This window comes from Brevibacterium sp. K11IcPPYGO002 (genome assembly GCF_050920635.1).
Taxonomy (GTDB): domain Bacteria; phylum Actinomycetota; class Actinomycetes; order Actinomycetales; family Brevibacteriaceae; genus Brevibacterium.
The window spans coordinates 2,810,887-2,830,271 of sequence record NZ_CP131929.1 but is presented as its reverse complement, the minus strand read 5'-3'; the positions used below and the strand labels follow the sequence as shown (position 1 = coordinate 2,830,271).

Annotated in this window: 18 protein-coding genes; 10 read left to right on the top strand and 8 right to left on the bottom strand. The window is 67.1% G+C overall.

Going from position 1 to position 19,385, the window contains the following annotated elements; translation table 11 throughout:
• Positions 1-9: 9 nt before the first annotated feature.
• The 4 genes from QYM46_RS12840 to QYM46_RS12825 form a co-directional block, all read right to left on the bottom strand.
• The gene (locus QYM46_RS12840) at positions 10-1,317 is read right to left on the bottom strand and encodes an FAD-dependent monooxygenase (protein WP_432789220.1); all 1,308 of its coding nucleotides are present in this window, start codon (positions 1,315-1,317) and stop codon (positions 10-12) included.
• 149 nt (positions 1,318-1,466) lie between these two features.
• Positions 1,467-2,177: a hypothetical protein gene (locus tag QYM46_RS12835; RefSeq protein WP_432789219.1), complete on the bottom strand. Its 711-nt coding sequence runs from the start codon at positions 2,175-2,177 to the stop codon at positions 1,467-1,469.
• Positions 2,178-2,368: 191 nt separating this feature from the next.
• Positions 2,369-3,058: a GNAT family N-acetyltransferase gene (locus tag QYM46_RS12830; protein WP_432789218.1), complete on the bottom strand. Its 690-nt coding sequence runs from the start codon at positions 3,056-3,058 to the stop codon at positions 2,369-2,371.
• A 3-nt stretch (positions 3,059-3,061) separates the two neighbouring features.
• Positions 3,062-3,556 carry a MarR family winged helix-turn-helix transcriptional regulator gene (locus tag QYM46_RS12825; RefSeq protein WP_432789217.1) on the bottom strand — a complete coding sequence of 165 codons (495 nt, stop codon included), beginning with the start codon at positions 3,554-3,556 and terminating at the stop codon, positions 3,062-3,064.
• A gap of 197 nt (positions 3,557-3,753) precedes the next feature.
• Here QYM46_RS12825 and sucC point away from each other — a divergent pair, with 197 nt between their 5' ends.
• The 3 genes from sucC to QYM46_RS12810 all read left to right on the top strand — a co-directional run bounded on the left by sucC (position 3,754) and on the right by QYM46_RS12810 (position 7,299).
• Complete coding sequence (gene sucC / locus QYM46_RS12820) at positions 3,754-4,923, top strand: ADP-forming succinate--CoA ligase subunit beta (protein ID WP_169252806.1); 1,170 nt, start codon at positions 3,754-3,756, stop codon at positions 4,921-4,923.
• Positions 4,924-4,941: 18 nt separating this feature from the next.
• A complete protein-coding gene (sucD, locus tag QYM46_RS12815) occupies positions 4,942-5,838 on the top strand; it encodes a succinate--CoA ligase subunit alpha (protein ID WP_432789216.1) in 897 nt (298 codons plus the stop codon).
• Positions 5,839-6,156: 318 nt separating this feature from the next.
• Positions 6,157-7,299 carry a threonine aldolase family protein gene (locus QYM46_RS12810; protein ID WP_432789215.1) on the top strand — a complete coding sequence of 381 codons (1,143 nt, stop codon included), beginning with the start codon at positions 6,157-6,159 and terminating at the stop codon, positions 7,297-7,299.
• A gap of 6 nt (positions 7,300-7,305) precedes the next feature.
• Here the strand turns inward: QYM46_RS12810 and QYM46_RS12805 are convergent, their stop codons facing one another.
• Entirely contained in the window at positions 7,306-8,622 is a 1,317-nt protein-coding gene (locus tag QYM46_RS12805; RefSeq protein ID WP_432789214.1) for an APC family permease, read from the bottom strand.
• 81 nt (positions 8,623-8,703) lie between these two features.
• Between QYM46_RS12805 and QYM46_RS12800 the strand changes: the two genes are divergently transcribed.
• Positions 8,704-9,678 (top strand): GlxA family transcriptional regulator, encoded by a 975-nt coding sequence (locus QYM46_RS12800; protein ID WP_169252803.1) that lies wholly within the window; start codon positions 8,704-8,706, stop codon positions 9,676-9,678.
• On the opposite strand, the gene QYM46_RS12795 is transcribed toward QYM46_RS12800, so the two are convergent.
• Entirely contained in the window at positions 9,650-10,060 is a 411-nt protein-coding gene (locus tag QYM46_RS12795; RefSeq protein ID WP_025778682.1) for a universal stress protein, read from the bottom strand. The two genes, QYM46_RS12800 and QYM46_RS12795, sit on opposite strands and share 29 nt — an antisense overlap.
• Positions 10,061-10,357: 297 nt before the next feature.
• Here QYM46_RS12795 and QYM46_RS12790 point away from each other — a divergent pair, with 297 nt between their 5' ends.
• The 6 genes from QYM46_RS12790 (at position 10,358) to QYM46_RS12765 (ending at position 17,884) form a co-directional block, all read left to right on the top strand.
• A complete protein-coding gene (locus tag QYM46_RS12790; protein WP_432789213.1) occupies positions 10,358-11,152 on the top strand; it encodes a DeoR/GlpR family DNA-binding transcription regulator in 795 nt (264 codons plus the stop codon).
• Positions 11,149-12,390: a 1-phosphofructokinase family hexose kinase gene (locus tag QYM46_RS12785; protein WP_432789212.1), complete on the top strand. Its 1,242-nt coding sequence runs from the start codon at positions 11,149-11,151 to the stop codon at positions 12,388-12,390. Before QYM46_RS12790 ends, QYM46_RS12785 begins: the two co-directional genes overlap by 4 nt.
• Positions 12,387-14,450 (top strand): PTS fructose transporter subunit IIABC, encoded by a 2,064-nt coding sequence (locus tag QYM46_RS12780; protein WP_432789211.1) that lies wholly within the window; start codon positions 12,387-12,389, stop codon positions 14,448-14,450. Before QYM46_RS12785 ends, QYM46_RS12780 begins: the two co-directional genes overlap by 4 nt.
• A 38-nt stretch (positions 14,451-14,488) precedes the next feature.
• Positions 14,489-16,159, top strand: coding sequence for a phosphoenolpyruvate--protein phosphotransferase (gene ptsP / locus QYM46_RS12775; protein WP_432789210.1), 1,671 nt, complete (start codon positions 14,489-14,491; stop codon positions 16,157-16,159).
• Between the two features lie 121 nt (positions 16,160-16,280).
• Entirely contained in the window at positions 16,281-16,562 is a 282-nt protein-coding gene (locus QYM46_RS12770) for an HPr family phosphocarrier protein (protein WP_169252798.1), read from the top strand.
• A 53-nt stretch (positions 16,563-16,615) separates the two neighbouring features.
• Entirely contained in the window at positions 16,616-17,884 is a 1,269-nt protein-coding gene (locus tag QYM46_RS12765) for a class I SAM-dependent methyltransferase (RefSeq protein WP_432789209.1), read from the top strand.
• A gap of 76 nt (positions 17,885-17,960) precedes the next feature.
• Here the strand turns inward: QYM46_RS12765 and QYM46_RS12760 are convergent, their stop codons facing one another.
• Together QYM46_RS12760 and QYM46_RS12755 are read right to left on the bottom strand one after the other, a co-directional pair.
• On the bottom strand, positions 17,961-18,932 hold the full coding sequence (locus QYM46_RS12760) for an HAAS signaling domain-containing protein (RefSeq protein WP_432789208.1): 972 nt from the start codon (positions 18,930-18,932) through the stop codon (positions 17,961-17,963).
• Positions 18,929-19,276 (bottom strand): PadR family transcriptional regulator, encoded by a 348-nt coding sequence (locus QYM46_RS12755; RefSeq protein ID WP_432789207.1) that lies wholly within the window; start codon positions 19,274-19,276, stop codon positions 18,929-18,931. The genes QYM46_RS12760 and QYM46_RS12755 overlap by 4 nt, the downstream gene beginning before the upstream one ends.
• Positions 19,277-19,385: the final 109 nt, after the last annotated feature.

Below are 19,385 nucleotides of genomic sequence, written 5' to 3'. Positions count from 1 at the left end.
CCGGCAGCATCACACCTGCGGCGGCGACCATTTCTGGACGCTCGCAGCCTGAGCGGCGATGAGTCGTGAGGGAATCGCTGAGAAGATCGCATTGCGCAGCCTCGCCAGCAGCGGCGATTCGAGTTGGAACATCTGCCCCATGAGGCGGGACTTCTGTGCGATCGACTGCGTCCGCGGGCGGCGCAGGGAGTCATAGCGGCCCAGTGCTGCAGCGAGGTCTGGCGGTACTGAGGGCCTCGGGCCCGCACTGTGGTCCGGTTCCTCACCGTTGCGAGTGCGCGCACTGTGGTCCGGGTTCACGCCGGCGCGAGTGCCCGCACCTGTGGCCGCTTGCTCTTCAGCTCGTCCGAGCCGGGTCCTCCCAGATCCCGGAGAGTCCCCGAGCAGCGGGGTGAGCAGGACAGTGAGCGTCGCCGCATCTTCGAGAGCCTGGCCTCCGCCTTGGCCGAGGTTCGGTGTCATCGCATGTGCGGCATCCCCGAGCAGCACGACGCGGCCGCGGTGGAACCTGGCCAGCCGGCGGGAGAGGTCGGAGATCGCGGTGCGGCGGACCGCCTCGGCGTCGGTGTTGGCGATGAGCTCGGCGATGGGGGAGTGCCAGCCGGTGAACATCTGCAGCGCGGTGGCCTTCTCGTCGGCGAAGACCGCGTTCTCGGGCATGTTCGCCACCGCGAACCAGTAGACACGGCCGTCGGCCAGCGGGGCGATGCCGAAGCGGCGTCCGCGCCCGACCGATTCCCCGGCCTCGCCGGACAGCGCCACCGGCACCGAGGTGATGCCCCGCCACGCCGAATATCCGGAGTACCGCGGTGCCACCGGTTCACCGTCGACGACGGTGCGGACCCGGCTGTGCAGACCGTCGGCGCCGATCACGAGGTCGAAACGTGCAGGTGCATCGAGGTGCGAGGATTCGGGTGTGACAGTCAGCGTCCCATCGGATGCTGCCGAGGCCACCTCGGCGTCGGTGCGCACAGTCCCAGGAGCCAAAGCATCGAGGAGGATGCGGTGGAGGTCGGCACGGTCGACGATGCGCAGCGCACCGACGGCCTCGTCGGGCACCTGCACGATCCAGCGTCCATCGGCGCGGCGCTGACCTGCAGCGAAGCCTTCGACACTGGAGTCGGTCACGGCGTCGAAGGCTTCGCGCAGGCCGAGCGTCTCCAGCGCGGCGAGACCGTTGGCGAAGATCGACAGCCCCGAACCGCCGGCTCGCACCTCGGGGGCACGTTCGAACACGGTGACCTCGGCGCCGGCTCTCTGCAGTCCCACGGCCGCCGAGAGCCCGCCGATTCCAGCTCCGATGACAGCGATTCTCATAGAGTCATCGTCGCATGCAGGGCGGTGGGTGGCGACGCCGCCGGCTGATCATTGGTACGCGTCAAGTGTGCGCAGAATGCCCAAAACCGGCCTCAGAATGGCAATCTGCCACCACTTGACTCGTACCGAGGCGAGGCGGAGCCCAGAGATTACTGGAGGAACTCTCCGCAGGCTTCGGTGAGGAAGTCGCCGGCGACTCCGCCCTCTTCTCCGAGGCTGATGGCGGTCTTCTGGATGCCCCACCACACGCGAGGCGAGCCGCCCCACTGTTGGCGGAACTCTTCGCGACGGCCGGGATCCTCGGCGAGGTCATCGGCGGCCAGCCCGATGCGGTCCTGAGCGTCATCGGCGGTGCAGCGCTCCTCGTCGTCCGGCCCCTTCGGGTCGAGCTCTGGGATGTCCTCGTCATCGACGGTTGTCAGGGTGTACGCCGAGTTGCCGATCTCTTCGACGTCGAAGGTGCCGTGGATGAGCAGGAACGGGGAGGCACCGTCGTCGACGTTCTTCGAGTCGACGGTGACGCTGACGCTGTCGGGGCTGTCGGCGGTCACGGTCGTCTCGCCGGAGTCGGGGACTTCCGGGTTGCCGGTGTGCACGTAGACCTTGAGGTAGGCCTCGGTCTTCTTCTCGGCCGCCTCGGCGAGGCCCTGCCACAGCGGGTCGGTGTCCTTCGCCCCACCTGGCGAGGAATCGACGATGGACACCTTCGGTGCATCGTCTGGCGTCTCGATCGGGGTGACCTCCTCCTTGCTCACCGAGGGGCGCGGCTGGGGTCGGGTCTCATCGGGAGTCGACACGCAGGCCGTTGTCGTGGCCAGCAGTGCTGCGGCGGACAGCAGGGCAAGGGGGCGAAGTCGCATGGTTCCTCGAGGTATCTTCAGCGTCCAAGTGGTGTCGCTTCCAGCGTAATGCGCGGGACGGTCCGAGCCCGGGTGGACGCGCGGCGAGGCGGTGAAAGCAGCGCGGGTGCGAGACTTCTGCGCCGGGGTGCGACGCACTGACCCTGACGTCACAGGCCGGCCGCCCAACCGCGGCGCCCCGCCCTGCTGCCTCAGCCGCGGCGCGCTGCGGCGATGAGTTCGCGCAGGCTCTGGCGCTGGCCGCCCGCGGCATAGAAGTTCGCTTCGTCGAGCCACTGCTCATACGCCGATCGCAGCGCCGGCCATTCGCTGTCGATGATCGAGAACCACGCGGTGTCGCGGTTGCGGCCCTTGTACACGAGGTGCTGCCGGAAAACTCCTTCGAAGGTGAACCCGAAGCGTTCGGCGGCCGCTTTCGACGGGGCGTTCGCGTCATCGCACTTCCACTCGAAGCGTCGGAAACCGGAGGCGAAGGCGAGATCGGCGCAGAGGAAGAGCGCCTCGGTGGCCGCCCGCGTCCGGGCCAGCCCCGGACCCCAGAGGATGTGCCCGATTTCCATGACGCCGTTGGCGGCGTCGATGCGCATGAGCGCCTGCCGGCCCTCGGCTCTACCGGTGGATCGGTCCACAACGGCGAAGAAGAGGGGATCGGACGACGTGGCCGCCTCGGCGATCCAGGAATCGAAATCGCTGCGTTCGGTCTGCGGTGTCTGCGGCAGGTATCGGAATCGCTCCTCGATCCCGTCGGGTGCCGAGACCGCAGAGAAGAGCGCATCGCCGTGGACGGTCGGATCGATGGGCTCGAGGTCGACATATCGACCGTGGACGGGTTCTCGCCGAGGCGGCTGTGCGCCCGGGAAATTCGTGAGGTCGTCGTGCATGGCTCAGTCCTCGCTGCCGTCGAATCCGGTGGACAGCTCGCGCAGAAGTCCGGCGAGTTTGCGGCTGCCGGCGGGGGTGAGCCCGCTGAGGATCTCTCGCTCCTTCACCAGCAGATCGGCCAGGGCGGAATCGACAGTGGCACGGCCGCTCTCGGTGAGGTGGACGAGCACTCCGCGCCGATCGCCGGGATCGGGGCGGCGTTCGACCCAACCGCGGGCCACGAGGCGGTCGATGCGATTGGTCATGGTGCCGCTCGTGACAAGCGTCTCCTGCAGCAAGGTTGAGGGGGAGAGCTGATAGGGCTCACCGGCTCGGCGGAGGGCGGAGAGCACGTCGAAGGCCCATCCCTCGATTCCGTAATCGGAGAAGCTCGCCTTCCGTGCCAGGTCCAACTGCCTGGCCAGCCGCGAGACTCGGGAGAGGATCTCCATCGGGGAGACGTCGAGATCCGGACGCTCACGTCGCCAGGCTGCGACTATTCGATCCACTTCGTCCATGAATCGATTTTACGTCCATATCAAGAATCTTGAGCGCAAAGATACTTTTTGACGAGAGATTCCTTACTCTCAGGGTCCGTTTAACCTGCAGGTTTGGATGGACGGGTGCGTTTGGGAATATGGTTGTCCTTGGTTGTTGCATCCGTCAACGAACCTGCAGGGGCCAACCACCCGGCAGCAGAAACGAAGGAAAACACGTGGATCTTTTCGAGTATCAAGCACGTGACCTGTTCGAGAAGCACGGAGTGCCCGTGCTCAAGGCCCAGGTCGCGACGACGCCAGAAGCAGCGAAGAAGGCAGCCGAGGATCTTGGCGGCGGAGTCGTCGTCGTCAAGTCACAGGTCAAGATCGGCGGCCGTGGAAAAGCCGGCGGCGTCAAGGTCGCCAAGAACCCCGATGAGGCCGAGGCCCGCGCCAAGGACATCCTGGGACTCGACATCAAGGGCCACATCACCGAAAAGGTGATGATCGCCGAAGGTGCCGACATCGCTGAGGAGTACTACTTCTCCGTCCTCCTCGACCGGTCCAACCGCACCTACCTGGCCATGTGCTCGAAGGAAGGCGGCATGGAGATCGAGCAGCTGGCCGTGGAACGTCCGGAAGCGCTCGCCAAGATCCCCGTCTCCGCCATCGACGGCATCAACGATGCCAAGGCAGCAGAGATCGCCGAGGCGGCCGGCTTCGACGCCGACACCGCCGCGAAGATCGCCCCCGTGCTGACCAGCCTGTGGACCGTCTTCGAAAAGGAAGACGCCACCCTCGTCGAGGTCAACCCGCTGGTCAAGACCGGTGCCGGTGACATCATCGCCCTCGACGGCAAGGTCTCGCTCGATGACAACGCCGACTTCCGCCACAAGGAGCACGAGGAGCTGCGCGACATCAGCGCAGAGAACCCGCTGGAACTCAAGGCCAAGAAGCTCGACCTCAACTACGTCAAGCTCGACGGTGAGGTCGGAATCATCGGCAACGGCGCAGGACTGGTCATGTCGACCCTCGACGTCGTCGCCTACGCAGGTGAGAACCACAGCGGCGTCAAGCCCGCGAACTTCCTCGACATCGGAGGCGGCGCCTCGGCTGAGGTCATGGCCAACGGACTCGACGTCATCCTCGGCGATGATCAGGTGAAGTCCGTCTTCGTCAACGTCTTCGGCGGAATCACCGCCTGTGACGCTGTGGCCGACGGCATCGTCAAGGCCCTCGAGATCCTCGGCGACCAGGCCACCAAGCCGCTCGTCGTCCGCCTCGACGGCAACAACGTGGAAGAGGGACGCGCCATCCTGCAGAAGGCAGCGCACCCGCTCGTCACGCTCACTGACACGATGGACGGTGGAGCCGACAAGGCCGCCGAACTGGCTGCTGCCAAGTAAGGAAAGGTCTTTACAACAATGTCTATCTTCCTGAATTCCGATTCGAAGATCATCGTCCAGGGCATCACCGGCGGAGAGGGCTCGAAGCACACCGCTCGTATGCTCGCCGCCGGGTCGAACGTCGTCGGCGGTGTCAACGCCCGCAAGGCCGGCACCACCGTGAAGCACAACGACCAGGCCGGCAACGAGGTCGAACTCCCCGTCTTCGGGTCCGTCGCCGAGGCGATGGAAGCCACCGGTGCTGACGTGTCCGTGGCCTTCGTGCCGCCGGCGTTCTCCAAGGACGCCGCGATCGAGGCCATCGACGCGAAGATCGGTCTGCTCGTCATCATCACCGAGGGCATCCCCGTGCAGGACTCGGCAGAGGTCTGGGCCCGTGCACAGGCGGCCGGAAACGCCACCCGCATCATCGGACCCAACTGCCCGGGCATCATCACCCCCGGTGAGTCGCTGGCCGGCATCATCCCGGCGAACATCACGAAGAAGGGCAAGCTGGGCCTCGTCTCGAAGTCCGGCACCCTGACCTACCAGATGATGTACGAGCTGCGTGACCTCGGCTTCTCGACCGCCATCGGCATCGGCGGAGACCCGGTCATCGGCACCACGCACATCGATGCGCTCGAAGCCTTCGAGGCCGATCCTGACACCGAGGCCATCGTTATGATCGGCGAGATCGGCGGAGACGCCGAAGAGCGCGCCGCCGCCTTCATCAAGGAGAACGTGACGAAGCCGGTCGTCGGCTACGTCGCAGGCTTCACTGCTCCCGAGGGCAAGACCATGGGCCACGCCGGCGCCATCGTCTCCGGCTCCTCGGGAACCGCTCAGGCCAAGAAGGAAGCCCTCGAAGCCGCAGGCGTCAAGGTCGGCAAGACCCCGACCGAGACCGCCGAACTCATGCGCGGACTCCTCGCCTGAGTCGCCTGAGACACAACCGCTGCTGAGGGCGGGCCAGCCGATTTCGACCGGCTGGCTCGCCTTCAGTGCATACCAGCTGGCTCAAAGTGCAGGCGCACGGCATAAATGCTCTGCTCCTGCACTTTGAGCCAGCTGCTGTCTGCGGAGGATGAACTGCGCCGATTGTGGCGGTGCGCAACAGCTGGTTCAACGTGCGGGTGTATCGAGAGGAGTGTGCCGCCGGTGACTCCACTCCGGACAAGTCGCCGCGCGCGGACCGCACTGCACACCGCGCGGACCGCACTGCACACCTCGCGCGGCACGTACTAGTCTGAGATCGTGAACTCCCAGACACCTGATCAGACAACGCCGTCGACGAACCCTGCGGACATCCTCCCCGACATCGGCACCGCCGCCCCGCCCGTCGACACCAGACCGTCCGCGCACCCGCGCAACTTCGGCTCCGACAACTGGGCCGGAGTCCACCCCGAAGTCATCACCGCCATCGCCGAGGCCAACGTCGGCCACACACCCGGCTACGGCGGCGACCCGTGGACGCAGCGTTTCCACGACATCATGGCCCACCTCTTCGGGCCCGAGGCCCAAGCGTTCCCCGTCTTCAACGGCACCGGCGCCAATGTCCTCGCCCTGCAGTCGGCGCTGCCGCGCTGGGCCGCGGTGATCACGGCCGCCTCGGCGCATATCAACTACGACGAAACCGGAGCCCCGGAGAAGGTCGGCGGGCTCAAGATCGTCGGTGCCGCCACCGAGAACGGCAAACTCACCCCCGAGACCATCACGGGGGCGATCATCGGCCGCGGCCACGAACACAATGCGCAGCCGCTGGCCGTGAGCATCTCCCAGTCCACCGAATGGGGCACGACCTACACCCCGGAGGAGATCGCGGCGATCGCGGCCACCGCGCACGAGAACGACATGATCCTCCACGTCGACGGGTCCCGACTCGGCAATGCCGCCGCCCACCTCGGCGTCGGCCTCGGTGACATCACGACTTCGGTCGGAGTCGACATCCTCAGCCTCGGCGGAACGAAGAACGGCCTGCTCGGTGCCGAAGCGGTCGTCGTACTGAACCCCGACATCGGCCACGGAATGCGCTTCCTGCGCAAGATGAACCTGCAGCTGGCCTCGAAGATGCGCTTCCTCTCCGCTCAGCTGAACGCGCTGTACGAGGGCGACCTGTGGCGCAACTCCGCCACCCGGTCGAACACGATGGCGCAGCACCTCGCCCACAGACTCGCCGAGGCGACCGAGCGCGGCCGTGTCCCCGGGCTCGAGATCGTGCAGAAGGTCGAGTCGAACGTCGTGTTCGTCCGGATGCCCGCCGAGGTGGCCGCACGGGCCCGGCAGACGTTCGCCTTCGCGGACTGGCCCTTGGAGAGGGACATCGTCCGCCTCATGTGCGCGTTCGATACGACGACCGAGGACGTCGACGCCCTTGTCGCCGCCATTGTCGGGGACTGAAGGACCTCACGCTCGGCTTCGGGCCCGGGCGAGCGTGACCGCACCTGCGACGAGGAAGACCGCGACGGGAAAGATCGCGCGGGGCCCCGATGCGATGAGCGACCACGCCATGAGCGGGATGAGCGCGAGATTGGCTGCACTCCACACCCGCAGTCCTGCGGTGCGGACGTAGGCGAGGATGCACATGATGTAGATGATGACGAAGACACCGCTGGCCGCACCGATCATGTCGACGACGAGGTCCGGCGTCACCAGGAGAATCACCAGCGACACCGTGAATCCGACGCTGAGCAAGAGGATGGCGCGACGGGGCGTCGCACCGGATTCGACGGCCAAGGACCGCGGCAGAATCCGCTCCGTCGCCGCCACAGCGACGATGGTGGCCACGCCCCTGGTCCAGGCCACGGCATTGAGCGTGATCGCCAGGATCCCCATGGCGGCCAGGACGCTTGCGGCGACTCCTCCCCACGGCGTGGACCGCAGAGCGTCGACGATCCCGGTGACCGGATCGACCTGCCTCGACTGCGCCTGAACGGCCACGGTGAGGGTGAGGACGAGGACCAGCAGAAGGACCAGCGAGATGATCGCCACCGGGGCGAAGTCACGCCGTGGATCCGGCAGCTCACGGGCGAGGAAGGTGAGATTCTCGAAGCCGATGAAAGCCCAGAACGCGATGAGCGCCCCGGCAGGGACGAGAGCCAGCTCGGGTATGTCGGGGACGACGTCGGGCGTTCTGCTCGGGTGCAGCAGAGACCAGGCGACGACCGCGACGATGGCGATGACGAGGACCACCGCGCCGACGCGCTCGACAGTGCTGCCCAGAGACCGGCCGCGCAGATTGACGACGACGGCGAAGGCCATGAGCACGGCGGCGATCGCGATCTCGGGAACGTCGATGGCCAAGATGGCCGTGAGGTTCCGCGCCGCCATCACGGACCCTGAGGGCAGTCCGACGACTACGACCATCGAGAACATGAGGGGGACCATCGCCGCGGGACGACGCCCCAGCCCGGTCCTGATCGTCTCGCGAAGAGGATCGGCGCTGTGCCCGGAGACGATGACGGTGTCGCGGAAGAGCATGAGCATGGGCAGGCAGACGAGCGCCGCGATGATCCAGGTGAGAGCGGCCGCGGCTCCGGACTCATGAAGGACAGCGGCCGGCACCGCGATGAGTCCGGCTCCGACGACGGATGACAGACCTGCGGCGACTCCCGGTCCGAGTGACCAGATCCTGGCCCACCCCGTCGAGTGCCCGTCGGGGGGCCTCGGCGCGGACGATTGTGATGCTGCGACCGAGGTCGAAGAGGTGCGTGGTGAAGTCATGACTCCACTCAACCGTCGATCGCAGAGAACCACGAGTGTCTTAAACGACACGTCTCACCGGTTTTCGGTCATAATGGGACGATGTTCACCGCAGCAGTGCTCATCAGAGACGGACTCTCCCTCTTCGAATTCGGCGTCACGGCCGAGGTCTTCGGGATCGACCGCACGGAAGTCGGGTCACCGCCGATCGATTTCCGCGTCTGCTCGGAGGGCGGACCGCGCTGGTTGGAGACCAAGCACGTCTCCGCAGTGAGGATCGAATCCACGCACGGTCTCGAGGGCCTGAGCGGAGCTGACGTCGTCATCGTCAGCGCCAGCCTGCCCCACACCGGCACCGAGGCGGAACGGGCGGCCCTCCGCCGTGCCCATGCGGAGGGAGCCGTGATCGTCTCACTGTGCAGCGGTGCCTTCCTGCTCGCCGGTGCGGGCCTCCTCGATGGGAGTCAGGCGAGCACTCACTGGCTGTTCGCCGACCAGTTGGCACGCGATTTCCCACGCATCGACGTCGTCGAGGCCAACCTGTTCACCGATGCGGGGCAGATCGTCACGGCCGCGGGCACCGCTGCGGCGATCGACGCCTGTCTGCACATCGTCCGACGCGAGATCGGAGCGACGACGGCGCGATTGATCGCGCGGAGGATGGTCGTCGCACCGGCCCGCAGCGGAAACCAGCTGCAGTTCGTCGAGCGGCCGGTTCCCGCAGCCGCCGATCAGGGGCTCTCGGCCACGCTCGAGTGGGCGGCGAGCCGCCTCGGCGAGGACATCGACGCCCCTGCCCTGGCCCGGCACGCGAACGTGTCCGTACGGCAGCTGGGCAGGCGGTTCCAGCAGGAGCTCGGAACGACACCGCTGCAGTGGATCACCCAGGAGAGGATCCGCGCAGCGCAGGAGCTGCTCGAGGTCAGCGATCTGTCGATCGAGGCGATCGGGCGGAAGGTCGGCTATTCGTCGGCGACCCAGCTGCGTGAGCACTTCCGCCGCTCGGTCGGGACGAGCCCCTCGCAGTATCGGGAGTCCTTCGCCGCGGCTACTTCTTCTTCCGTCGGTCGACCTTGACGGAGACGACGGGGACATCGGAGTCGAGGATGATGCGCTGAGCAGTCGAGCCCATGATGAGCTTGCCGACGGGGGAGCGGCGGCGTGATCCGATGACGATCATGCGGGTGTCGGAGGTCGCCTCGGCCAACGCCAGCAGCTCTTCGACGGGATCGTTGCCGCGGAGGAACTGAAGGATCTCGTGGGAGACTTCGGAGGACTTCAGAGTCTCCTTGAGCTCCTCGATGTCTTTGCTGGTGGCGACACCGCGTTCGTCGGGGGTCTCACCGATTCCGGCATTGAGCACGACGAGGACGTCGTCGAATGCGCGGGCCTGCTCGATGCCGAATTCGACAGCGGCCTTGCCTTCGGGCGAGGGGGAATAACCGACGAGGATTGTCATGATCTCTCCTGGTGCGACATTGGACGAAGCTCTCTCAACTACTAGCATATCCGCCCTGTTCGGACGGGTGGCTGTTCACTCCGCAGGGAGGGGCTCCGCAGCTGATCCGCCGACTGCCGATCCCCTCGCCGACGCTACTCTGCTTCGTCTGCATGAACGAAATGTTGGAATAATTGGGTATATGTTGGAACGTGATTGACAGCACGTGAATAGAGTCCTACGATCAGTCAAACCAACAGATAGCCACGTGGTTATTCGCCTGAACGACGATGAGCCGCGAGTAGGAAAGGGCCGGACGTGTTCGCTGAAGAACGGCAACGACGCATCGCTGAGCTGGTCAGCGAAGCAGGCCGGGTCAATGTCACCGATCTGGCCGCCGATTTCGACATCACCACCGAAACCGTCCGACGCGACCTCGCCGCACTGGAAAAGGCCGGAGCTCTCCAACGCGTCCACGGGGGAGCCGTGCCGTGCCGTCCCCACAGCCTCGAAGAGCCGACCTTCGGCGACCGTGAGATCCACAACCTCGATGAGAAGACCGCGATCGCCCGGTCCGGATTGAGCCTGCTGGAGGAGACGATGAGCATCTCCCTGGACGGCGGCACGACCTGCGCGGCCCTCGCCCGGGCGATCGCAGACGAAGCCACCGCCCGCCAATCCGCTGGACAGTCCCCACGACAGCTGCGCGTGATCACCAACTCCCTGTCCGTCATCGACAGGCTGGCCGGTGCTCCCGGCGTCGAGATCTTCGTCCTGCCGGGCCGATTCCGCCCGGTCACTCGGGCCATGGTCGGACCGCAGACGATCACGGCCATCGAGGGCCACCGAGTCGATCTCGCGGTGCTCGGGACCAACGGACTCAGTCACGACGGCGTCTCCACGCCCGACCACGATGAGGCGGCGACGAAATCGGCGTTCGTGCATTCCGGACGCAGGGTCGCCGTACTCGCCGACTCCGCGAAATTCGACGCCGCCTCCCTGGTGCGGTTCGCCGAACTCGACCAGATCGACGTCCTCATCACCGACGACGCGCCGGAAGAGCCGTTGGCGGCCCATCTGGAGACCGCGGAAGTCGAGGTCGTCACTCCATGATCCTCACACTCACAGCCAACCCGAGCCTCGACCGGACCATCGAACTGTCCGGTCCGGTCCTCCGCGGCCAGGTGCAGCGCGCCGTCTGGGCCGGGCAGCAGCCCGGTGGCAAGGGAGTCAACGTCTCCCGCGCCGTGGCGGCCGCCGACCGTGACACCTTGGCGCTCCTGCCCGGAGACAACGACGACCCGGTGCTCACCGGCCTCGACGCGATCGGACTGGCTCATCGCTCCGTTCCCACCGGCACTCCGCTGCGGTCCAATATCACCGTCACCGAACCCGACGGCACGACGACGAAGATCAACGAACCAGGCTCGCCTCTGAGCCTGCAGACCCAGAGTGCACTGCTCGACCTCGTGGTCGATGAGGCAGCCGACGCGAGTTGGGTCGTCCTGGCCGGTTCGCTGCCGCCGGGAGTCGACGATGACTTCTACGCCCGCGCCATCGAGCGCATCCGGCAGCTTCCTCAGCCGCCGCTGATCGCCGTCGACACTTCCGGCGCTCCTCTGGCTGCAGCCCTGCTGGCCTCACCGGATCTCATCAAGCCGAATGCCGAAGAACTCGCCGAGCTGCTCCACGGCGCAGGGCTCCTGCGCGATGCCGGACTCCTCCACGGCGCGGGAATCAACGACGAGGCCCGGGCGCGCAGTGACAGCGGAGTGTCCGATCCGAGCGACGCGGCCGAGCCGCACCAACCCGTCGGCTGTCGCGACGCCGCCGAACCTCTCGGGACCACAGAACCGCTCAATACCGCAGACCTGCACGCGATCGCCGACCGGCTGGAATCCTCACCGCAGCTCACGGCCCGCGCCGCAGCGACCCTGCTCACGGCGCGCGGCCCCCACCCACGATCGATCCTTGCGACCCTGGGTGCCGGCGGTGCGGTCCTCGCTCAGCCGGGGACTGCATGGCATGCTCAGCATCCGCCGATGGGCGTCGTGAGCACCGTGGGCGCAGGTGACTCCACTCTGGCCGGGTACCTGCTGGGACTGACCGGCGGCCGTGAACCCGGTGCGGCCCTGGCCCAGGCGGTCGCCTATGGAGCCGCGGCCGCCCGCCTGCGCGGCACCGGAGTGCCGAGCCCGGGGGATGCCCGGACCGACGCGGTGACCGTCACGCCGCTGACGGCATCCGCAGCAGCACCTGCGGGCAAGCCCACAGCACCTGCAGGCATCCCCGCCGACGCAACTTCCCATCGACATGAGGGCACAACCCCCGACGCCGAGGAGGCACGATGACATCGCTCATCACAACAGAACTGGTGATCCTCGACGCGGATCAGGGGACGGAGCCGTCCGCTGTCATCCGCGCTCTGGCCGCCGCGATCGCCGAACAGGGGCGCGCGAACTCCGCAGACGGACTCGCGGCCGCGGCGATCGCCCGCGAAGAGAAGACCCCGACAGGTGTGCCCGGCGGCATCGCCATCCCGCACGCCCGCACCGAGGCGGTCACCGAGCCCAGCCTCGCAATGGCCCGGCTGAATCCGCCGGTCGACTTCGGTGCCAAGGACGGCCCCGCGGACCTCGTGTTCATGATCGCCGCCCCCGAGGGTGCCGGGAAGGACCACCTCAAACTCCTGTCGACACTCGCTCGGTCGCTGGTGAAGAAGGACTTCGTCGCATCCCTGCGCGCCGCCGCGACCGAGCAGGAGATCGTCGACCTCATCGAAACCGCCCTCGGCCTGCGTGAGACGCCCGAAGAGCAGACGACCACCACCGAGGCGGCGCCGACCGCCACCGAGGCGGACCACCCCCGCCGGGTCATCGCCGTCACCGCCTGCCCGACGGGGATCGCCCACACCTATATGGCCGCCGACGCCCTTGCCCAGGCTGGGGCCGAGATGGGCATCGACGTCGTCACCGAGACCCAGGGGTCGAGCGGCACGACCCCGATCGACCAGTCCGTCATCGATGCCGCCGATGCCGTCGTCTTCGCCGTCGATGTCGACGTCCGCGACAAGGCTCGGTTCGCCGGCAAACCCTATGTGCAGGCGCCGGTCAAGGCCGGAATCGATGATCCTCAGGGCCTTGTTCGCAAGGCCCTCGCCGAGGCGGACGCCCCGAACGGCCACCGGCTCACGACCGCTCACGCCGCCGACGACTCTGCCGACGCGCAGTCCGGCTCCCGTGAAAGCGTCGGCGCTCACCTCAAGCGCGTGCTGCTGACCGGTGTCAGCTATATGATCCCCTTCGTCGCCGCCGGTGGTCTGCTCATGGCCCTGGGGTTCCTCCTCGGCGGATTCGACATCCCCGACTACGCCGAGGACATCGTGCTCGGCAACTCCCTGTGGAACCTGCCCACCGAATACGGTGACCTGGCGCTCGGACCCGTCGGCGCCTACCTGGGCGCCGTGGCCTTCCAGATCGGCAACTTGTCGATGAGCTTCCTCGTCGCCGCTCTGGCCGGATACATCGCCTACGGCATCGCCGACCGTCCCGGAATCGCTCCCGGCTTCACCGTCGGCGCCGTCGCCGTGCTCATGGGCGCCGGCTTCATCGGCGGCATCATCGGCGGACTGCTCGCCGGCTATATCGCCCACTGGATCGGCTCCTTCGCCGCACCGAGGTGGCTGCGCGGGCTCATGCCCGTCGTCATCATCCCTCTGGTGGCCTCCCTCGTCTCTTCCGGCCTGATGTTCATGGTCCTCGGTGGACCGATCAGTGCCCTGACTACGGGCCTCGACTCCTGGCTGAGCTCGATGACCGGAACCGCCGCCGTCGTCCTCGGGCTCATCCTCGGCGCGATGATGGCCGTCGATCTGGGCGGACCCGTCAACAAGGTCGCCTACTCGTTCGCGGTCGCCGGTCTCGCCGCCGGCTCCGTCGACAACCCCGTGCCGTGGGAGATCATGGCCACGGTGATGGCCGCCGGAATGGTTCCGCCCCTGGCCATGGCGCTGGCCACCGCCGTGCGCCCGCGCATCTTCTCTCAGGCGGAGAAGGAGAACGGAAAGGCCGCCTGGCTGCTCGGCGCCGCGTTCATCTCCGAAGGCGCGATTCCCTTCGCCGCCTCCGATCCACTGCGCGTGATCCCCGCGTCGGTCGTCGGCGCCGGCGTCACGGGCGGCATGACGATGGCCTTCTCCGTCACCAGCCAAGCCCCGCACGGCGGAGTCTTCGTCTTCTTCGCCATCGACTCGTTCCTGCTGTTCCTGGTCTCCATCGTCGTCGGCACGATCATCAGCGCCGTGCTGGTGCTCGCGCTCAAGATCCTCGTCCGCAGGGGCGGAGCGTCGGGCCCCGAAGAGGCGAAGCCGGCCGAACCGGTATCGTCGAACGCTGACGCCACACGAGTCTGAACGCTCTCACCGAAGAGGCAAGACAGGAAGGAATGGGGATGTCCGCAGAGTTCTCAGGCATCGGAGTCGTACCCGGACGGGTCATCGCCCCGGCGCTGACCATGCCTGAACCGATATCCGCTCCCGTGGCGAAGCCCGCCCCGGCCGATCCCGAGGCGGAGGCGAACAGGATCCGAGAGGCCTCGGCCGCCGTCCACGCCGAACTGCGTGAGCGCGCGGAGTCCGTCACGGGAGATGCCCGTGACGTGCTCAAAGCCACGGCACTCATGGCCAAGGACCCTGCCTTGGTGAAGACGGCGATCAAACGCCTGTCCGAGACCGATGCGGAGACCGCGATCTGGACGGTGGCCGCCGAGACCGCTGCGCAGCTGGAGAAGCTCGGCGGCTATATGGCCGAACGCGCGGCCGACGTCCTCGATGTCCGTGCCCGCCTCGTCGCCCATCTGCGCGGAGTGCCGGCCCCGGGCATTCCGCATTCGGTCGAGCCCTTCGTGCTCATCGCCGCCGATCTCGCTCCCGCCGACACCGCGACTCTCGACCCGGAGCTGGTGGTCGGACTCGTCTGCGCAGAGGGCGGACCGCAGAGCCACACGGCCATCCTCGCCCGGTCGATGGGCATACCCGCAGTGGTCGCGGCCGCCGGTGTCCGCGAGATCACCGACCACACCCCCGTCTTCGTCGACGGCGGCGCCGGCATCCTGCGCACCGAACCTGGTGCGACGGAGACCGGCCTCGTCGAGTCATGGACGGAGACGGCCGGCCGGCTGCAGTCCTTCACCGGACCCTGTCTCTTGAGCGACGGCGCCCGGATTCCACTGCGTGCGAATGTCGGCGACGGCGCTCAGGCACAGTCTGCGGCAGCCGCCGGTGCCGAAGGCGTCGGTCTGCTGCGCACCGAGTTCTGCTTCCTCGATCGCGACACCGAACCCAGCGTCGAAGAGCAGGCCGAGGCGTACGGGCAGGTGTTCGCGGCCTTCGACGATCACAAGGTCGTCGTGCGCACCCTCGACGCCGGAGCCGACAAACCTCTGCCGTTCCTCACCGACGCCGATGAACCGAACCCAGCCCTGGGGGTACGCGGATTTCGGACCAGCCGCCGGGCTCAGGGAGTCCTCGAACGTCAGCTCGAGGCGATCGCGCTCGCCGCTGCGAAGCATACGGTGACCGTCCACGTCATGGCTCCGATGATCGCCACCGCCGAGGAGGCCCGACAGTTCGCGGAGCTTGTGCACGAGGCCGGTCTGTCCACGGCCGGTGTCATGGTCGAGGTTCCCGCGGCAGCGCTCCAGGCGGCCACGATCCTCGAGGAAGTCGAGTTCGCGTCCATCGGCACGAACGATCTGACCCAGTACGTCATGGCCTTCGACCGCATGCTCGGCGGTCTGGCCGAACTCAGCGACTCGTGGCAGCCGGCAGTCCTGCAGCTCATCGGCATGGCCGCCGCCCAAGGTGCTGTGGCGGAGAAGTCGGTGGGCGTGTGCGGTGAGGCCGCGGCCGATCCGGCGTTGGCCGTCGTGCTCGTCGGCCTCGGAGTCACCAGCCTGTCCATGGCACCGCGGGCCCTGCCGGCTGTCGCCGAGGTGCTGTCCGGTGTCACCCTCGACCAGGCGCAGCAGATCGCCCGCCGTGCACTCGCGGCTCGCAGCGCCAGCGATGCGAAGGCCGCGGTCCGAGCCGAACTGCCGATCCTCGACGAGCTCGGATTGTGAGTCCGGCCGTCGCGGGAGTGACCCCGTGACATACTCAGCACCACCACAGACACCACCCACAGGACATGCCGAACCACCGGTCCGGCCGAACCACGGTCGGACTGACAAGGAAGGACAGAAAATGGCAGAGACCATCGCAACAGTCGGAAGCACCGTCGGCCTGCACGCCCGGCCAGCAGCTCTGCTGGCCGAAGCCGCCGCAGACTACGATCTCGAGATCACCATCGCCCTGGAAGGCGAACCGGCCGAGGACGCCCTCGACGCGGCCAGCGTGCTCTCCCTCATGGGCCTCGGCGCGGAATACGGTCAGAAGGTCGTTCTGCGTACCGAAGGTGACGGAGCCGACGAGGCCCTCGCCAACCTCAAGCAGCTCATCGAGACCGATCACGACGCCGAAGGCTGAGCGGCACGCAAGCGAGGAGGCGGCAACCGGTCCGCTCAGTCTAGACTGAGCGAATGCCCGCCTCCCTGCTGCCCTCTGACTCCGCCGCCGCCCACCGCAGCCGGGAACTGTTGGCGGAATACCTCCAGCTGAGCGACATGCCCGGTCTGCCGCAGGCGCGGATGCTCATCGACTACGTCATCGGTCGCCGCCTCGGAGTCCTCGATGTCTCGGGCCGGGACACCGAAGGCACCTTCGTCGCCGCCGAACTCTCAGCCGAGGTCCCCGAGAACCTCATCCTCGTCGATGATGCGCACGGTCTGCAGGCGACCCTGCTCAGCCGTCTGACCCAGGTGTGCACATACAACGACCGGCTTGACGAGGCGCGGACCTCGGCCGCTGCGGTCGAGTCTCTGGCCGGAGCCGGCGAATCCGCCGGAGAGGCCGGCACCGAAGCGGCACCCGTGCTGGCGGTGAGCGAGCTCAGAGAGATCGCGGGACTGGCCGAACTCGCGGTGGGGGAGACCTGGGCCGTCGTCAACGCTCCGAAGGCGCTGAATGCGCTCACCGAGACGATCGCGGTGCTGCAGCCGTTCGCGAGCACCATCATCGTCATCGGCCGCAGCGATGCGATGAGCCGCGGCGTCAACAAGGAACTTGCCCGCGGCTTCGGTCGGGTCGATGTCTCGCCCGGGGTCGGCAAGCACCGGTTGATCATCGGCAGCCGCCCCCTGTCCTCTCCGAGCCTGCCGGAATTCCCGCGCCGCGGAGTGATCTCCCACCGCGGTGTCGGTGAGCTCGAAGTCCGCGCACATGGGGCCTGCTTCTCCGGGACGAAGAGCGATGAGGGCTCGGAGCTGCTCATCGACTCTCTGCTGGGGCTGCTCCCGGGCGAAGCGCTGGAGTCTGTGCTCGACCTCGGCTGCGGCAATGGCTGGCTGCTCACCGTGGCCATGCGGGCCTCGGGGGCGAATACGGGACTCGGCGTCGATGTGTCGAAGGCGGCGGTCGCCTCGGCGAGGGCCACAACGGAGGCGAACGGAGTCGACGTCGACATCATCCTCGGTGACGCCGCGGACCGGGAAGAACCGGCGCTCGCGGGCCTGGGCGGATTCGACCTGATCCTGCTCAATCCGCCGTTCCATCAGGGAACGGCCATCGAGACAGAGACGGCCGCGGCGCTCATGGCCACGGCCGCCGAGCATCTGGCTCCGGGCGGGCAGGTGCTCACGGTGTTCAATTCGCACCTGCGCTACCGGGATCGTCTCGAATCGATCATCGGACCGAGTCGGCAGCTGGCCCGGAACAAGAAGTTCACGGTCATCGCCAGCCGCCGCGACTGAGACCTCTCGGCAACTGTGCGACCGGGACGGCTGGTGTGCGATCGGGACGGCAGGTGGACGTCCCGACCGCACGACGTCACCGACGATTGCGGCGATAGATCCGCCAGGTGCTCACCTGGTCCCAGATCACGATGATCCAGATCGCGATGACCGTGATGATCTGCTGGATGTCGGCGTTCGCGGTGTTCGTGAGCTCGGGGTGGAGGACCGGCTGAGTGAGCAGCGCGATGGTGAGGAAGACGGCCATGGCGACATCGACGATTCCGCCGATGAGGGCCACGGACGGTTTCGCCGAGGCGGTCGTGAACTTGATGATCTCGACTGCGGCCATGAGGGCAAGGAAGGCCCAGTAGCCGACCAGCCAGCCGACGCCGAGGTCGGGGTTGATGAACGTCTCCCCATCGTTGAGGTGGCCGACGTAGAGCAGGGTCGTGGGGATGAAAGGGATGGCTGCCAGGGCGACGATGAAGACCAGCCCGAGCCCCGCCTCGGCGCGGATCTGCTTGCTGTGGGAATCACGTCGGTCGAGGTCATCGATCGTCCACGTGTCCGATTTCCGTTTGCGCATCGCCTCGGCTGCGCCGCCGTCCGAACTGCGGTCGCCGAGGCCGATGATGATCGTGATGACGGCGAAGGCGGTCAGCAGCGCGGTGACGGTGCTGCCGACGGTCTTGCCGATCAGTTCGCCGATCTGGACGTCGGGGGAGGTGGCGAGAGTGACCACGACATTCGTGAGAATGGCCAGCAGACCGACGGCCGGCAGGATCCAGCGCAGGCTCCAGAGGAAGAGCGGGTACGATTTCGGGCCGATGAAGTGCTGTGGTGAGTTCGAGTACTCCCGCGACAGCGCGACGGGATCGCCGAGCTCTTCGAGGACCTCGCGTTCGATGGCGGCAGTGTGATCCGGGGACGTGTCCGCATCCTCGCCGAGGCGGGCGTCGACCATGTCGTCGATCGTGGCGGTGATCTCGGCGGCGATGTCCGGGCGGGACTCTTCGGGGAGGTGGCGGGTGACGTTGTCGACGTAGATTTCGGTGAGCGCACTCATGGTGTGCCGTCCTTCCAGAGCTTGGTGATGCTGGAGTCGAGTTCGAGCCAGTGGCTGTGCAGTGCGGCGGCGACTTCGGCGCCGCTGTCGGTGAGTGTGTAGTACTTGCGGGGGCGGGCTTGTTCGGTATTCCAAACCGATGTGAGCAACCCCTGCTTCTCGAGCCGCCGCAGCAGGGGGTAGAGGGTGTTGGCTTCGGTGGCGATGCCGGCTTCGGTCAGCGTCGTCAGCAGCGAGTAGCCGTACTGCGGCCGTCGACAGGCGACGAGGCTGGCGAAGACCACGGTGCCGCGTCGCAGCTCCTGTTCGTGGATGGCCAGAGCCTTGTCTTCATCCTCGTTCATGCATCACACGATAGTGTGTGTCACACACTATTACAAGAGGCGGGGTATTCTCTGCTGCGGCACGGTGCGGCACGGTACGGCACGTTTTAGGGCGGGCAGCACATGTTTG

What these genes read in the sequence shown, in the direction of transcription:
- ptsP (WP_432789210.1), top strand. Translation starts at nt 14,489, where the DNA reads ATGTCCGCAGAGTTCTCAGGCATCGGAGTCGTACCCGGACGGGTCATC.
- QYM46_RS12785 (WP_432789212.1), top strand. Translation starts at nt 11,149, where the DNA reads ATGATCCTCACACTCACAGCCAACCCGAGCCTCGACCGGACCATCGAA.
- QYM46_RS12755 (WP_432789207.1), bottom strand. Translation starts at nt 19,276, where the DNA reads ATGAACGAGGATGAAGACAAGGCTCTGGCCATCCACGAACAGGAGCTG.
- QYM46_RS12800 (WP_169252803.1), top strand. Translation starts at nt 8,704, where the DNA reads ATGTTCACCGCAGCAGTGCTCATCAGAGACGGACTCTCCCTCTTCGAA.
- QYM46_RS12825 (WP_432789217.1), bottom strand. Translation starts at nt 3,556, where the DNA reads ATGGACGAAGTGGATCGAATAGTCGCAGCCTGGCGACGTGAGCGTCCG.
- QYM46_RS12765 (WP_432789209.1), top strand. Translation starts at nt 16,616, where the DNA reads ATGCCCGCCTCCCTGCTGCCCTCTGACTCCGCCGCCGCCCACCGCAGC.
- QYM46_RS12780 (WP_432789211.1), top strand. Translation starts at nt 12,387, where the DNA reads ATGACATCGCTCATCACAACAGAACTGGTGATCCTCGACGCGGATCAG.
- QYM46_RS12805 (WP_432789214.1), bottom strand. Translation starts at nt 8,622, where the DNA reads ATGACTTCACCACGCACCTCTTCGACCTCGGTCGCAGCATCACAATCG.
- QYM46_RS12795 (WP_025778682.1), bottom strand. Translation starts at nt 10,060, where the DNA reads ATGACAATCCTCGTCGGTTATTCCCCCTCGCCCGAAGGCAAGGCCGCT.
- QYM46_RS12830 (WP_432789218.1), bottom strand. Translation starts at nt 3,058, where the DNA reads ATGCACGACGACCTCACGAATTTCCCGGGCGCACAGCCGCCTCGGCGA.
- QYM46_RS12770 (WP_169252798.1), top strand. Translation starts at nt 16,281, where the DNA reads ATGGCAGAGACCATCGCAACAGTCGGAAGCACCGTCGGCCTGCACGCC.
- sucD (WP_432789216.1), top strand. Translation starts at nt 4,942, where the DNA reads ATGTCTATCTTCCTGAATTCCGATTCGAAGATCATCGTCCAGGGCATC.
- QYM46_RS12840 (WP_432789220.1), bottom strand. Translation starts at nt 1,317, where the DNA reads ATGAGAATCGCTGTCATCGGAGCTGGAATCGGCGGGCTCTCGGCGGCC.
- QYM46_RS12835 (WP_432789219.1), bottom strand. Translation starts at nt 2,177, where the DNA reads ATGCGACTTCGCCCCCTTGCCCTGCTGTCCGCCGCAGCACTGCTGGCC.
- QYM46_RS12760 (WP_432789208.1), bottom strand. Translation starts at nt 18,932, where the DNA reads ATGAGTGCGCTCACCGAAATCTACGTCGACAACGTCACCCGCCACCTC.